Annotated in this window: 12 protein-coding genes and 1 pseudogene; 7 read left to right on the forward strand and 6 right to left on the reverse strand. The window is 69.7% G+C overall.

Annotated features, from left to right (window positions below):
• Positions 1-122 precede the first annotated feature (122 nt).
• Positions 123-2,633: an ABC transporter ATP-binding protein/permease gene (locus tag JEQ17_RS36005; RefSeq protein ID WP_200401894.1), complete on the forward strand. Its 2,511-nt coding sequence runs from the start codon at positions 123-125 to the stop codon at positions 2,631-2,633.
• Between the two features lie 116 nt (positions 2,634-2,749).
• Here the strand turns inward: JEQ17_RS36005 and JEQ17_RS36010 are convergent, their stop codons facing one another.
• From JEQ17_RS36010 to JEQ17_RS36020, 3 genes are all read right to left on the reverse strand, one after another.
• A complete protein-coding gene (locus tag JEQ17_RS36010) occupies positions 2,750-3,460 on the reverse strand; it encodes a transglycosylase SLT domain-containing protein (RefSeq protein WP_200399156.1) in 711 nt (236 codons plus the stop codon).
• A 300-nt stretch (positions 3,461-3,760) separates the two neighbouring features.
• Positions 3,761-4,903: an S-adenosylmethionine:tRNA ribosyltransferase-isomerase gene (locus JEQ17_RS36015; RefSeq protein WP_200399157.1), complete on the reverse strand. Its 1,143-nt coding sequence runs from the start codon at positions 4,901-4,903 to the stop codon at positions 3,761-3,763.
• Positions 4,900-5,595 (reverse strand): SDR family NAD(P)-dependent oxidoreductase, encoded by a 696-nt coding sequence (locus tag JEQ17_RS36020; RefSeq protein ID WP_200399158.1) that lies wholly within the window; start codon positions 5,593-5,595, stop codon positions 4,900-4,902. The genes JEQ17_RS36015 and JEQ17_RS36020 overlap by 4 nt, the downstream gene beginning before the upstream one ends.
• A gap of 187 nt (positions 5,596-5,782) precedes the next feature.
• On the opposite strand from JEQ17_RS36020, the gene JEQ17_RS36025 reads away from it, so the two are divergent.
• The 3 genes from JEQ17_RS36025 (at position 5,783) to chpE (ending at position 8,004) form a co-directional block, all read left to right on the forward strand.
• Positions 5,783-6,928: a GAF domain-containing sensor histidine kinase gene (locus tag JEQ17_RS36025; RefSeq protein ID WP_200399159.1), complete on the forward strand. Its 1,146-nt coding sequence runs from the start codon at positions 5,783-5,785 to the stop codon at positions 6,926-6,928.
• Positions 6,921-7,562 (forward strand): response regulator, encoded by a 642-nt coding sequence (locus tag JEQ17_RS36030; RefSeq protein ID WP_200399160.1) that lies wholly within the window; start codon positions 6,921-6,923, stop codon positions 7,560-7,562. Before JEQ17_RS36025 ends, JEQ17_RS36030 begins: the two co-directional genes overlap by 8 nt.
• Positions 7,563-7,758: 196 nt before the next feature.
• Positions 7,759-8,004 (forward strand): chaplin ChpE, encoded by a 246-nt coding sequence (gene chpE, locus JEQ17_RS36035; protein ID WP_200399161.1) that lies wholly within the window; start codon positions 7,759-7,761, stop codon positions 8,002-8,004.
• A gap of 192 nt (positions 8,005-8,196) precedes the next feature.
• On the opposite strand, the gene JEQ17_RS36040 is transcribed toward chpE, so the two are convergent.
• Positions 8,197-8,985: a hypothetical protein gene (locus tag JEQ17_RS36040; protein ID WP_200399162.1), complete on the reverse strand. Its 789-nt coding sequence runs from the start codon at positions 8,983-8,985 to the stop codon at positions 8,197-8,199.
• Positions 8,986-9,107: 122 nt separating this feature from the next.
• Here JEQ17_RS36040 and JEQ17_RS36045 point away from each other — a divergent pair.
• The 3 genes and pseudogenes from JEQ17_RS36045 to JEQ17_RS36055 all read left to right on the forward strand — a co-directional run.
• A pseudogene (locus JEQ17_RS36045) lies at positions 9,108-9,632 on the forward strand (ABC transporter ATP-binding protein); the annotation flags it as partial.
• A gap of 339 nt (positions 9,633-9,971) precedes the next feature.
• Positions 9,972-10,403, forward strand: coding sequence for an NfeD family protein (locus tag JEQ17_RS36050; RefSeq protein ID WP_200399163.1), 432 nt, complete (start codon positions 9,972-9,974; stop codon positions 10,401-10,403).
• Positions 10,404-10,533: 130 nt separating this feature from the next.
• Positions 10,534-11,484, forward strand: coding sequence for an SPFH domain-containing protein (locus JEQ17_RS36055; RefSeq protein ID WP_200399164.1), 951 nt, complete (start codon positions 10,534-10,536; stop codon positions 11,482-11,484).
• Between the two features lie 179 nt (positions 11,485-11,663).
• Here JEQ17_RS36055 and JEQ17_RS36060 read toward each other — a convergent pair whose 3' ends face one another.
• Together JEQ17_RS36060 and JEQ17_RS36065 are read right to left on the reverse strand one after the other, a co-directional pair.
• Entirely contained in the window at positions 11,664-12,170 is a 507-nt protein-coding gene (locus JEQ17_RS36060; protein ID WP_200399165.1) for an HNH endonuclease, read from the reverse strand.
• A 145-nt stretch (positions 12,171-12,315) separates the two neighbouring features.
• Positions 12,316-12,855 carry a YbhB/YbcL family Raf kinase inhibitor-like protein gene (locus tag JEQ17_RS36065; RefSeq protein WP_200399166.1) on the reverse strand — a complete coding sequence of 180 codons (540 nt, stop codon included), beginning with the start codon at positions 12,853-12,855 and terminating at the stop codon, positions 12,316-12,318.
• Between the last annotated feature and the right edge of the window lie 30 nt (positions 12,856-12,885).

Here is a 12,885-nt window from a genome sequence, read left to right on the forward strand (position 1 = left end):
GGTCTTCACAAGGCCCGACTTTCGGTCAGAGGGGTCCTACTGAAATAGTTCCCCACGATGTTCGACATCCCTAGACTCCCTGTGATGGGGGAACTTCGGGGGACAACTCAGTGGGGCATGGAGTGCCGGAACTCGTACTGGAATTGAATGGACGGACCTGGACGCTCGATGCGTCCAGGCCATACACCCTCGGACGTGATCCGCAGGGGGACATCGTGCTCGACGACGCCAGGGTTTCCTGGCGTCACGCCACGATCAGCTGGGGCGGCCGCAGTTGGGTCATCGAGGACCACGGCAGCACCAACGGCACATTCGTGCAGGGGCAGCGGATCCATCAGATGGAGATCGGCCCCGGCTCGGCCGTGCACCTCGGCAACGCGACCGACGGACCGCGGCTGAGCCTGGGGGGCAACGCGGCCGCCGCCGCACCGCAGGCACAGCCCCAGCAGCAGCCGTACGCCGCGCAGGGCGCGCCCGCGGCCGGCTGGGCACAGCAGGCTCCGCAGCCGCAGCAGCACGCACCGGAGCAGGGCTGGCAGCAGCCGCAGCAGGGCGCGCACATTCCGCCGCAGCAAGGATCCGGTGGGGGCGCGGGGGCGCCGCCGGTCTACGGCGACCGCAGCCCCACCACGTTCCACCAGTTCTCGCTCGGCCGTGTGATGCGCATCGGCCGTGCCCTGGAGAACGAGCTGGTCGTCTCCGACCTGCAGGTCTCGCGTCACCACGCGGAGTTCCACGCGACGCCGGACGGCCGCCAGGAGATCCGTGACCTCGGCTCGCACAACGGCACGTACGTCAACGGTATGCCGATCGCCAAGGGCGGCTCCGCGCTGCTCGGTCCGAACGACATCGTCGGCGTCGGCCACTCGACGTTCCGGCTGGTCGGCGACCGGCTCGAGGAGTTCGTCGACACCGGTGAGGTCTCGTTCTCGGCCCGCCATCTGACGGTGACGGTCGACGGCGGCAAGCAGATCCTCAAGGACGTCTCCTTCGGCGTACCGGAGAAGTCGCTCATCGCGGTCATCGGCCCGTCCGGGTCCGGCAAGTCGACGCTCCTGAAGGCGCTCACGGGCTACCGCCCCGCCAACCAGGGTGACGTCCTCTACGACAACCGGAACCTCTACAAGCAGTTCGCCGAGCTGCGTCAGCGCATCGGTCTGGTCCCGCAGGACGACATCCTGCACAAGGAGCTGACCGTCAAGAAGGCCCTCAAGTACGCGGCCAAACTGCGCTTCCCCGCGGACACCACGACGCAGGAGCGCGACGCCCGTATCGACGAGGTGTTGCGCGAGCTCAAGCTCGACATCCACAAGGAGAAGAAGGTCACCTCCCTCTCCGGTGGCCAGCGCAAGCGCGTCTCGGTGGCCCTGGAGCTGCTGACCAAGCCGTCGCTGATCTTCCTGGACGAGCCGACCTCCGGCCTCGACCCGGGCATGGACCGCGACGTCATGCAGCTGCTGCGCGGTCTCGCCGACGACGGCCGTACGGTCCTCGTCGTCACGCACTCGGTGGCCGAGCTGGCCATCTGCGACAAGCTTCTGGTCATGGCGCCCGGCGGCTCGGTGGCCTATTTCGGTCCGCCCGAGGAGGCTCTGAACTTCTTCGGCTACGACACCTGGGCCGATGTCTTCTCCGCCTTCGAGAACTACCGCGACTACGACTGGGCGGGGCGCTGGAAGGGCTCGCAGCACTACCAGATGTACGCCGCGGACATCGACGCGGTGGCTCCGCAGTCCGTAGACATGCCGTCCGCCCAGGCGATGCGCCCGCCCAAGCCACAGGGCTGGGGCTCACAGCTGATGACGCTGATCCGTCGCTACACGTCGGTGATCGCGTCCGACAAGGGCTTCCTGGCGCTGACGGTGATCCTGCCGGCGGTGCTCGGCGCGGTGAGCCTGCTCATCGAGCCCGACAAGACGCTGCTGGTGAACAAGCAGCTGGGGCCGAACGGCCTGCCCATCCCGAACAGCACGGCCGCCACGGTGCTGCTGATCCTCGCGGTCGGCGCCTGCTTCGCCGGCGCGGCCAACTCGGTCCGTGAGCTGATCAAGGAACGGGTCATCTACGAGCGGGAGCGCGCGACCGGCCTGTCGCGCTCCGCGTATCTGATGTCCAAGGTGATCGTCCTCGGCGTGATCACCATGCTCCAGGGTGCGCTGGTCGGAGCGATCGGCTTCATGAGCCGGACGATCCCCGACGAGGGCCTGATCCTCGGTGGCGCGGTCGCGGTCGAGCTCTCCCTGCCGATCATGGCGCTGGGCTTCACCTCGATGATGTTCGGCCTGGTCATCTCCTCGCTGGTGAAGACCGCCGAGAAGACCATGCCGCTGCTGGTCATGTTCGCGATCATCCAGGTCGTCTTCACCGGCTGTCTGTTCCCGCTGGCCGGGGCCCTGGGCGTCAACGAGTTCTCGTATCTGATGCCGTCGCGCTGGGCGGTCGGCGCCGCCGGCACCACGCTCGACTTCAACAAGATCAACCCGCACAACACGACCGACTCGGACCCGCTCTGGGACCACGAGGCGCTGACCTGGGCACTGGACATGGCCGCGCTGTTCGCGCTCGCCGCCGTCTGCGCCTTCCTCGTGGCGCGCTTCCTGCGCCGCCACGAGCCCGAGGTCATGCGCAAGTAGCCGGATCGTGCGAGCCGGACCGCTCAAGCAGGACGGCTCAAGTAGACACGCGAAGGGCGGCGCCCCGTTGGGGGTGCCGCCCTTTTCGGCGTACTCGTCAGAGGTCCGCGCAAACCTCAGTACGCGCTGTTGACGTTGTCGATCGAGCCGTACCGGTCGGCCGCGTAGTTGGCGGCGGCGGTGATGTTGGCGACCGGGTCGTACTGGCTCTTGGGCGTGCCGGCGACGTGGTACGCGTCGAAGGTCGGCTTGATGACCTGCAGCAGACCGATGGACGGGACACCGTTGATCGCGTTGATGTCCCAGTTGTTGATGGCGTTCGGGTCGCCCGCGGACTCCCGGATGATGTTGCGGTGCAGGCCGTCGTACGTACCCGGGATGCCGCGCTTCTTCATGATGTCCAGCGACTCGCGGATCCAGCCGTCCAGGTTGTTCGGGTAGGTCTTCGCGGCGGCCGCCTTGACGGCGGCACGCTTGGCGGACCGGCTCGCGGCCTCCTTCGCCTTGCGGGCGTCCTCGGCCTTCTTCTTCGCGGCGGCCTCCGCGGCCTTCTTGGCGGCCGCGGCGTCGGCGGCCTTCTTCTTCGCGGCGGCGGCCTGGGCGTCGGCCAGCTGCCCGCTGAGGCCGGCCGTGGCGGGCTTGAGCTGCTCCGCGGAGAAGGCGACCGGAGCGGCGGCGACCGAGTCGGCGCTGGCCTGCTGGGTGTTCCCCGGCACGAGCGACAGCGCGACGGCCGCGGCGCCGAGCGTGGCGACACCGGCGATGGAGAGCTTGTGGGTCTTGGTCAGCGCGCGGCTATGACCAGGAGTGGTGTTCTGCTTGGGCATGGCTGATGGACCTCTTCGAATAGCGCGGAGGTCGCTCTCGGCCCGATGGGGACAAAGGTGTTTCCGGGACAAGCGCCGTGGGTAGTGGCCCGCGGCGCCGAGCGACCGGTGGCCATTCTTAGCGGTCGCAATTTTCTCTGGCAAAGGTGTGACGTACGACCCCGGGTAGTGGAGCCAGGAAGGGCAAATCGGGGCAGACTGACACGTCTGCCCCGCTCACCAGGAGTCCCTTTGTCTCCTAGGTCCCTTCGTACGTGATGTGCGTCCTATGTGCGGGCTCACACCGACCCCGGTCCTGTCTCACCGGCAGTTGCTGGCGCAATGCTCTGTGTGAGGAGCCTCCTCCGGGAGGATGAGGTGCACGTCGCCGAACTCGTGCCACAGGTAGCGCCCCCGCAGCGCCGCCTCGTACCCGCGGTCGATCGCGGCCCGCCCCGCGACCGCCTCCAGCATCAGCAGATGCGAGGCCTCGGGCTCGTGCAGCCCGGTGAGCAGCCCGTCGACGACCCGAACCCCGCGCTCCGGGGTCACCACGAGGTCGGTCCAGCCCTCCGAGGCCCGCACCACCCCGTCGGCACCGGTCGCCGACTCCACCGCCCGTACGGCCGTCGTCCCCACCGCGACGACCCTGCCGTCCCCAGCCCTGGCCGCGTTGATGAGCCGCGCCGAGGCCTCCGGCACCGCGAAACGCTCCGGGTACGGCGGCTCGTGCGCCTCCGCCGAGGCGACCCCGGTGTGCAGCGTGACGGGCGCGAACTGCACACCCCGGCTCACCAGCGCTGCCACCAGCCGCGCGGTGAAGGGCCGCGCCGCGCTCGGCATCTCCGCACTGCCCGCCCCGTCGGCGGCCGGCAGCGCGAACACCGTCTGGTACGCGGACAGCGGCTGGTCCCGGTCCGTGTACGAGTAACGAATGGGCCTCCCGTGCCGACCCAGCAGCCCCAGGACGTCGGCCTCCGGCATCGGGCCTTCCGGCGCCCGGCCCTCGGGTTCCGGCGCATGTCCGCCCGGTTCCGACACCCGGCCCCACCACAACCGCGGGCTCCGCCCCGTGAGGGACTCCTCAAGGACGAGCCGTACGCCCCCGGGGAGACGCACCTCTGTCCCCGCGGGCCCACCCGCACGCGCGCGCGTGGTGCCCCTTCCGTCGGGATCCCGCACCTCCACGGCCCAGCGCCCGTCGTCTCCCCGAGTGGAGAAATGCACCACCACGCGCGCGTGCCCGATCCTCCCGTCCACCGCGGCCGCCAGCGTCGATGACGTGTTCACGATGAGCAGGTCCCCGGCTCTCAGCAGACACGGCAGCTCCGCGAACCCGTGATGCGACACCTCCGTACCGCGCGAGACGAGCAGCCGCACCGCGTCACGGTCGAGCCCCTTGCCCCGCTGCTCGGCGGGCACCCGGGCCGACAACTCCTCCGGCACCCGAAGGGCCGTCGTCATCGCTGCTCCAGCAGCGCCGGCGCCCCGAAGCGCCCGCTCGCCGGACGCCGGTCGAGCAGCCGCAGAAACGCGGGCACGACACGGGCCGGCTCGGGCCGCGGATCCTCGTCGTCCGGCACGGCCGCCGCGTACAGATCGGTGCCCATGTCTCCCGGGTCGACCGCCCACACCCGCAGCCCGGGCTCCTCCTCGCCGAGCACCGCCGACAGATGGTCCAGCGCCGCCTTCGAGGCCCCGTAGCCGCCCCAGGTCTCGTACGCCTCGGCCGCGGCGTCCGAGCTGACGTCGATCACCGCGCCCTCGGGGGACTCCCGCAGCAGCGGCAGCGCCTCCTGGATCAGACCGAGCGCCGCGACCACGTTGACCTCCAGGGCCCGCCGCAGCCCGTCCAGGGCCAGTGAGTCGAGACGTACGAGCGGTTCGGCGCCCAGCGCGCTCGCGTTGTTCACCAGGAGATCGACGCCACCGAGCCCCCGCGCCGCCGCCACCAGGCCGGCGCGATGAGCGCCGTCCGTGACATCCCCCGGCAGCGCCTCCACCCGTGTCCCGTACTTGGCGAGGGCGCCGGCCGTCTCCTGGAGGACTCCCGCCGTTCTGGCGTCGAGCACCAGATCCCAGCCACGCTCCGCCAGGGCCTCGGCGAGTGCGCGCCCCAGCCCCTTCGAAGCCCCCGTGATGATCGCTACCGGCATGACTTCCGTCCCCTCGTCCCATGGCCGCCGCTCCCGGCGAGTGCCTCCAACGTAGGAACCGGACCGCGTCCGCCGCCTCGTGCGCGGGCCGCAGAGCAGAGGGGTCCTTCGGCCTAGGCCCAGCGGCCCAGGGAGGGCCGCCACTGGTCGGATACGCGCTGTCACACCCCGCCGGTACCGTGAGGTCATGAGCAAAGGACCCCGGTCGGGCCTGTCCGCGGTGAGCACCGCGCTGCTGGCCATGAGCCGACACCTGGAGGTGCGCGACGTCCTCAAGACGATCGTCGCCTCGGCCCGCGAACTGCTCGACGCGCAGTACGCGGCACTGGGGGTCCCCGACGACCACGGAGGCTTCGCCCAGTTCGTCGTCGACGGCGTCAGCGACGCCCAGTGGAAGGCCATCGGCCCGCTCCCGCGCCAGCACGGCATCCTCGCCGCGATGCTGCACGAGGCCCGCCCCGAGCGCCTCGCCGACGTGCGCGAGGACCCCCGCTTCGAGGGCTGGCCCTCCGCCCACCCCGACATGTCCGACTTCCTGGGCCTGCCCATCCGCGACGGCGACGAGGTCATGGGAGCCCTGTTCCTCGCCAACAAGAACTGCCCCAAGCCGGAAGGCGGTTGCGGCTTCACCGAGGACGACGAGGAACTCCTCACGATCCTCGCCCAGCACGCCGCGATCGCCCTCACGAACGCCCGGCTGTACGAGCGAAGCCGCGAACTCACCATCGCCGAGGAGCGCTCCCGCCTCGCCCACGAACTGCACGACGCCGTCAGCCAGAAGCTGTTCTCCCTGCGCCTCACCGCCCAGGCAGCCGCCGCCCTGGTCGACCGTGACCCGGCCCGCGCCAAGGGCGAACTCCAGCAGGTGGCCGCCCTCGCCGCCGAGGCCGCCGACGAACTGCGCGCGGCCGTCGTCGAGTTGCGCCCCGCCGCACTCGACGAGGACGGACTGGTCGCCACGCTGCGCACCCAGATACAGGTCCTCGACCGCGCCCACTCCGCGCGCGTGACCTTCGACAGCTGTGGTGTCCGCGCACTGCCCGCGGCCCAGGAGGAGGCCATGCTGCGTGTCGCCCAGGAGGCGCTGCACAACGCGCTGCGGCACTCGGGCGCGGCACGCGTCGACGTCACCCTGGAGCGGCACGGGCCGGGCGCCGTCCTGCGCGTCATCGACGACGGCGGCGGATTCGAACCCAGGGCGACGCGCCGCGCGGGACGCCACCTCGGCCTGGTGTCCATGCGCGACCGGACCAATGGCGTCGGAGGCACGCTCACCGTGGAATCGGCGCCCGGAAAGGGCACCACGATCGAGATGGAGGTCCCTGGTGGCTGACGCAATCAAGGTGCTGCTCGTCGACGACCACCAAGTGGTCCGCCGGGGCCTGCGCACCTTCCTCGAAGTGCAGGACGACATCGAGGTCGTGGGAGAGGCGTCCGACGGCGCCGAAGGAGTCGCCCGCGCCGAGGAGTTGAAACCCGACGTCGTCCTCATGGACGTCAAGATGCCGGGCATGGACGGCGTGGAGGCCCTGCGCAAGCTCCGCGAACTCGACAACCCCGCGCGCGTGCTCATCGTGACCAGCTTCACCGAACAGCGCACGGTGATCCCCGCCCTGCGCGCGGGCGCCGCCGGGTACGTCTACAAGGACGTGGACCCCGACGCCCTCGCCGGAGCCATCCGCTCGGTCCACGCCGGACACATCCTGCTGCAACCCGAGGTGGCCGGCGCGCTGCTGTCCCAGGAGGAGACCAACTACGGGCAGGGGAGAGGCAGTTCACTCACCGAGCGGGAGCGGGAGGTACTCGGCCTGATCGCCGACGGCCGCTCCAACCGCGAGATCGCCCGCGCGCTCGTCCTGTCCGAGAAGACCGTCAAGACGCACGTCTCGAACATCCTGATGAAACTCGACCTCGCCGACCGGACGCAGGCCGCGCTGTGGGCCGTACGTCATGGTGTGGCCGGCTGATGACCTGCTGATCCGTCCGGCGGCGGCCCTCCGGACAGCACTACGGACGGCAACACGGAAGGTTCCGTTCCGGGCTGAGATTCATACCGTCGTGGGAATGTCCCCCGGATGGCGCATCCTTCCGGGATCTCCGCCGTTCTCCAGTGCGTGCTGCGGCGCTTTGCCGCAGTGGTTCACAAGGAGAGGGCTCAAAGAAGTGAAGAACCTGAAGAAGGCCGCAGCCGTCACGATGGTGGCCGGTGGCCTGGTTGCCGCCGGTGCCGGTTTCGCCTCCGCCACCGATGGTGCGCACGCCGTCGGCAAGGCCGTGGGCTCGCCGGGTGTCGCCTCGGGCAACCTCGTCCAGGTCCCGGTCCACGTCCCGGTGAACGCGGTCGGCAACACGGTGAACGTTGTCGGCATCCTGAACCCGGCGTTCGGCAACGACGGCTTCAACGGCTGACGTCCGCGCCTCGGGTCACCAGTGACCACCGGCCTTCCAGGCAACCCTGGGGGGCCGGTCCGCTTTCCGGCCCGGCCCACCCCCCCCAGAAAGCTGGGCCGCCTCTTTTCAGGGGCGCGGGGAACTGCGCGACCAGCCACAAACAACCCGCAGCCGCCCGACGACACCCCCCGCCGAGTCAGTGGGCGCCCCTCAACGAACCCCCCGCTCCCGCTCCTCCACAAACGCGTTGTACGCCGCCACCTGAGCCCGTCGAGCCGTCCGCTCGACCGGCCGCAGCGCTTCGGAGCGCGCGGCCATCTCGGACGCGCTCACAGCGCCGCCGTGCCCGTTCTCGTAGGCGACGGAGATGAGCAGCCCGACCCGCTGGGCGAGCTCCAACACCCGTACCGCACGCGGCGGATACCCGGGCGCGAGCACCTCACGACCCCGCTCGGCCCGAGCCCGGTACGCGTCGATCGCCGCCTCCGCGACCGGACCCGACCCGGCGACATCGAGCCGCGACAACATCTCCGTGGCGTCGCGCAGCGCCTCCGCGAGCTCCCGCTCCGCCTCGCCGAGGGACGGCACATCGGCCGGCGGCGCCTCCCGCACGGGCAAGCAGTGCCAGACGACCTCCACGTGGACATCACCGTCGGGACCGGCCTCGTACACCTCCGGCACGAGCCCCAGCGCGGCCCCGTGACAGACCACCGCCTCCTCGGCGTCCAGGGCACGGGCGTTGAAGTCGGGCGGCCCGCTCAGCCCGAGCGGGTGCCCCGGCGCGGGCAGCGCGACCCGCAGACCGGTCACCCCGAGCGCGCGCAGCCGCCCCAGGGCGAGAGTGAGTCCGACGGGCGCGGTCTCACCGGGCAGCCCCTCGACCCGGTGCACCGCGTCTTCGCCGACGATGGCGACGACCGCGTCGTCCGGCGAAACAAAACCGGCCAACAGGGCATTTCCCCATGCTGCCAGCCGTCCTGAGCGTGGTTCCGAATGCATGGCTCCCACCCTAAGGACCGGCCGATGGATTGGACGGGTCGACCGGTGGCGTAGGTTTTCCCTGGGGGCTGCGTCCACAGACGTCAGCGACGGCCGAGACTGCAATGGGAGACAGCGCGCTCATGAGCGATGTTCTGGAGCTTGAGGACGTATCCGTGGTCCGAGAGGGCCGGGCTCTGGTGGACCAGGTCTCCTGGTCGGTCAAGGAGGGCGAGCGCTGGGTCATCCTCGGTCCCAACGGCGCCGGAAAAACGACCCTTCTGAACCTCGCCTCCAGCTACCTCTACCCCAGCCAGGGCACCGCCACCATCCTCGGCGAAACCCTCGGCAAGGTCGACGTCTTCGAGCTGCGCCCGCGCATCGGCATGGCCGGCATCGCCATGGCGGAGAAGCTCCCCAAGCGCCAGACCGTCCTGCAGACGGTCCTCACCGCCGCCTACGGCATGACGGCCGGCTGGCACGAGGACTACGAGGACGTCGACGAGCAGCGCGCCCGCGCCTTCCTCGACCGCCTCGGCATGACCGAGTTCGTCGACCGCAAGTTCGGCACGCTCTCCGAGGGCGAGCGCAAGCGCACCCTCATCGCCCGCGCGCTGATGACCGACCCCGAGCTCCTCCTCCTCGACGAACCCGCCGCCGGTCTCGACCTCGGCGGCCGCGAGGACCTCGTACGCCGCCTCGGCCGCCTCGCCCGCGACCCGATCGCCCCCTCCATGCTCATGGTCACGCACCACGTCGAGGAGATCGCCCCGGGCTTCACCCACGTCCTGATGATCCGTCAGGGCAAGGTGCTCGCCGCGGGCCCCCTGGAGCTCGAACTCACCTCGCGCAACCTGTCGTTGTGCTTCGGCCTCCCGCTCGTCGTCGAACAGGTCGGTGAGCGCTGGACCGCGCAGGGCCTGCCCCTGTCCTGACAACCAGGAACACCTGCCCCAACTTGATCGGCGCCCTGTCGGGGACAGGACCCGCGGACCTACCATGACCACGTGGACGACATCGACGCATGGGTGTGGTGGCTGATCGCCGCGGTCGGGCTCGGAATCCCGCTCGTCGTGACCGCGATGCCGGAGTTCGGAATGCTCGCCGTCGGCGCCGTCGCGGGCGCCGTGACCGCGGGGCTCGGAGGCGGTGTGGTCCTCCAGGTAGTGGTCTTCGCCGTCGTCTCGGTCGCGCTCATCGCGGTCGTACGCCCCGTCGCCGCCCGACATCGTTCCCAGCGGCCCCAACTCGCCACAGGCATCGACGCCTTGAAGGGCAAGCAGGCCGTCGTCCTGGAGAGAGTCGACAGTTCGGGTGGCCGGATCAAACTCGCCGGAGAGGTCTGGTCCGCACGCGCCCTCGACACCGGACGCGCCTACGAAGTAGGCCAGGAAGTGGACGTCGTGGAGATCGAAGGGGCCACAGCGATCGTCATGTGACTCCCGCGACGTCCAGTGAACGGAACGTCGCACGTGGCGAGTTGTGGTCTGACACACTCGTCGAGCAAGATCTTCGACAATCACAAGATCTTCCGGAAGCACCTAGGCGGAGAAGGGTACGGGGACCACGATGGAACCGATCATCATCGTCCTGATCATTCTGGTGGTGTTGGTCTTCATCGCGCTGATCAAGACCATCCAGGTGATCCCACAGGCCAGCGCGGCCATCGTCGAGCGGTTCGGCCGCTACACGCGCACGCTCAACGCCGGCCTCAACATCGTCGTCCCGTTCATCGACTCGATCCGCAACCGCATCGACCTCCGTGAACAGGTCGTCCCGTTCCCGCCCCAGCCGGTGATCACCCAGGACAACCTGGTCGTGAACATCGACACCGTCATCTACTACCAGGTGACCGACGCCCGCGCCGCCACGTACGAGGTCGCCAGCTACATCCAGGCGATCGAGCAGCTCACCGTCACCACGCTCCGCAACATCATCGGTGGCATGGACCTTGAGCGGACCCTGACCTCCCGCGAGGAGATCAACGCGGCACTGCGCGGAGTCCTCGACGAGGCCACCGGCAAGTGGGGCATCCGCGTCAACCGCGTCGAGCTCAAGGCGATCGAGCCGCCCACCTCCATCCAGGACTCGATGGAGAAGCAGATGCGCGCCGACCGTGACAAGCGCGCCGCGATCCTCACCGCCGAAGGTATCCGCCAGTCGCAGATCCTCACCGCCGAGGGTGAGAAGCAGTCCGCGATCCTGCGCGCCGAAGGTGAGGCCAGGGCCGCCGCACTGCGCGCCGAGGGCGAGGCCCAGGCCATCCGTACGGTCTTCGAGTCCATCCACGCCGGAGACGCGGACCAGAAGCTCCTCGCCTACCAGTACCTCCAGATGCTCCCGAAGATCGCCGAGGGCGACGCCAACAAGCTCTGGATCGTCCCCAGCGAGATCGGCGACGCCCTCAAGGGCCTCAGCGGCGCCATGGGCAACTTCGGCCCAATGGGCGGCATGGGCGGAGGCGGCGGCCAGGCCAACCCCCCCACAGAACGCCGAGAAAAGCCGTCGGTAACCGACTGACAGACACAAAGGGGCTCACCTCGTACGAGGTGAGCCCCTTCTGCTTGGGGCCGAGGCCGGCCTGCTCGGGGGCGCGAGGAACGGCGCAATCTTTAGGGGCGCGAGGAACTGCGCGACCAGCCCCAACGCACCCGCACTCAACGAATCACCGAAGTACCCCGCACCACCCGGCGAACCGCTCACGCCGCCGGCTGCGCAAGCCACTCCGGCAAGGCCTCAAGATCATCGCGCCCCAGCGCGAGCAACATCGCATCGGCCGGCGTCGGCTCGAACGGCTGCCGCAACAGCGGCATCCCCGCCTGCTCCGGCGTCCGCGCGGCCTTGCGATGGTTGTCCTCCGCGCACGAGGCAACCGTGTTCAGCCACGAGTCCTGACCACCCTGCGCCCGAGGCACGACGTGGTCCACGGTCGTCGCCCGACGACCGCAGTACGCGCACCTGTGCCGGTCACGCACCAGCACACCCCGCCTCGACCACGGCGCTTGTCTTCGGAACGGCACCCGTACATAGCGGCAGAGCCTGATCACCCGGGGCGCCGGTATGTCGAGCGCGGCTCCGCGCATACGCAGTTCGGGGTGGGCCTGCTCGACAACGGCCTTGTCCTGCAGCACCAGAACGACGGCTCGATTCAACGTCACCGTCGACAGCGGCTCAAAGCTCGCATTCAGCACCAGCGTGTCCCGCATCAAGCCCACCTCCCATGCGCACCGGCCCACCGCCTGGCGGGCTTGGATCAACTCTGGCCGGGCACGCCGAGATGGACAACGCAATAAAAACTGCCCGCCCCTGATCAATTCCATGACCAGGGGCGGGCAAACGTTCAGTGAACGCTCAGCTGTCCGCGGGAGCCGCGTATTCGGCGACGATCTGCGTCCGCGCCAGCGTGTGGAACCGGAGGTTGAAGCCCACGACAGCAGGGGAGGCGTCCGAGTCGGGACCGAGCTTCTCCTGGTCCACTGCGTACACCGTGAACACGTACCGGTGCGCCGGGTCCCCGGCGGGCGGCGCGGCGCCTCCGAAGTCCTTCGACCCGTAGTCGTTGCGCGCCTGTACGGCGCCCTCGGACAATCCCTCGAACTTCCCCGTGCCCGCGCCCGTCGGCAATTCCGCCACCGAGGCCGGAATGTCGAACACGACCCAGTGCCAGAAGCCGCTCCCCGTAGGGGCGTCCGGATCGAAGCACGTCACGGCGAAACTCTTGGTCTCCGGCGGGAAGCCTTCCCAGCGCAGCTGCGGCGAGGTGTTCCCGGCCGCGTAGACCTGAGCGTCCTTCAGCGTCGCGCCCGGCTCGACGTCCTCACTCGTGACCGTGAACGACGGCACGACGGGATGGAAGTCATGGGGAAGCGGCGGCCTCTTGGGCTCGGTCACCTCAGCACCTCCTGATCGGTTCCTGATCCT

The sequence above is a fragment of the Streptomyces liliifuscus genome (genome assembly GCF_016598615.1).
In the GTDB taxonomy this organism is placed as follows: domain Bacteria; phylum Actinomycetota; class Actinomycetes; order Streptomycetales; family Streptomycetaceae; genus Streptomyces; species Streptomyces liliifuscus.

Coding starts and splice junctions, on each gene's coding strand:
- JEQ17_RS36025 (WP_200399159.1), top strand. CDS start 5,783: ATGAGCAAAGGACCCCGGTCGGGCCTGTCCGCGGTGAGCACCGCGCTG.
- JEQ17_RS36020 (WP_200399158.1), bottom strand. CDS start 5,595: ATGCCGGTAGCGATCATCACGGGGGCTTCGAAGGGGCTGGGGCGCGCA.
- JEQ17_RS36055 (WP_200399164.1), top strand. CDS start 10,534: ATGGAACCGATCATCATCGTCCTGATCATTCTGGTGGTGTTGGTCTTC.
- JEQ17_RS36040 (WP_200399162.1), bottom strand. CDS start 8,985: ATGCATTCGGAACCACGCTCAGGACGGCTGGCAGCATGGGGAAATGCC.
- JEQ17_RS36010 (WP_200399156.1), bottom strand. CDS start 3,460: ATGCCCAAGCAGAACACCACTCCTGGTCATAGCCGCGCGCTGACCAAG.
- JEQ17_RS36060 (WP_200399165.1), bottom strand. CDS start 12,170: ATGCGGGACACGCTGGTGCTGAATGCGAGCTTTGAGCCGCTGTCGACG.
- JEQ17_RS36015 (WP_200399157.1), bottom strand. CDS start 4,903: ATGACGACGGCCCTTCGGGTGCCGGAGGAGTTGTCGGCCCGGGTGCCC.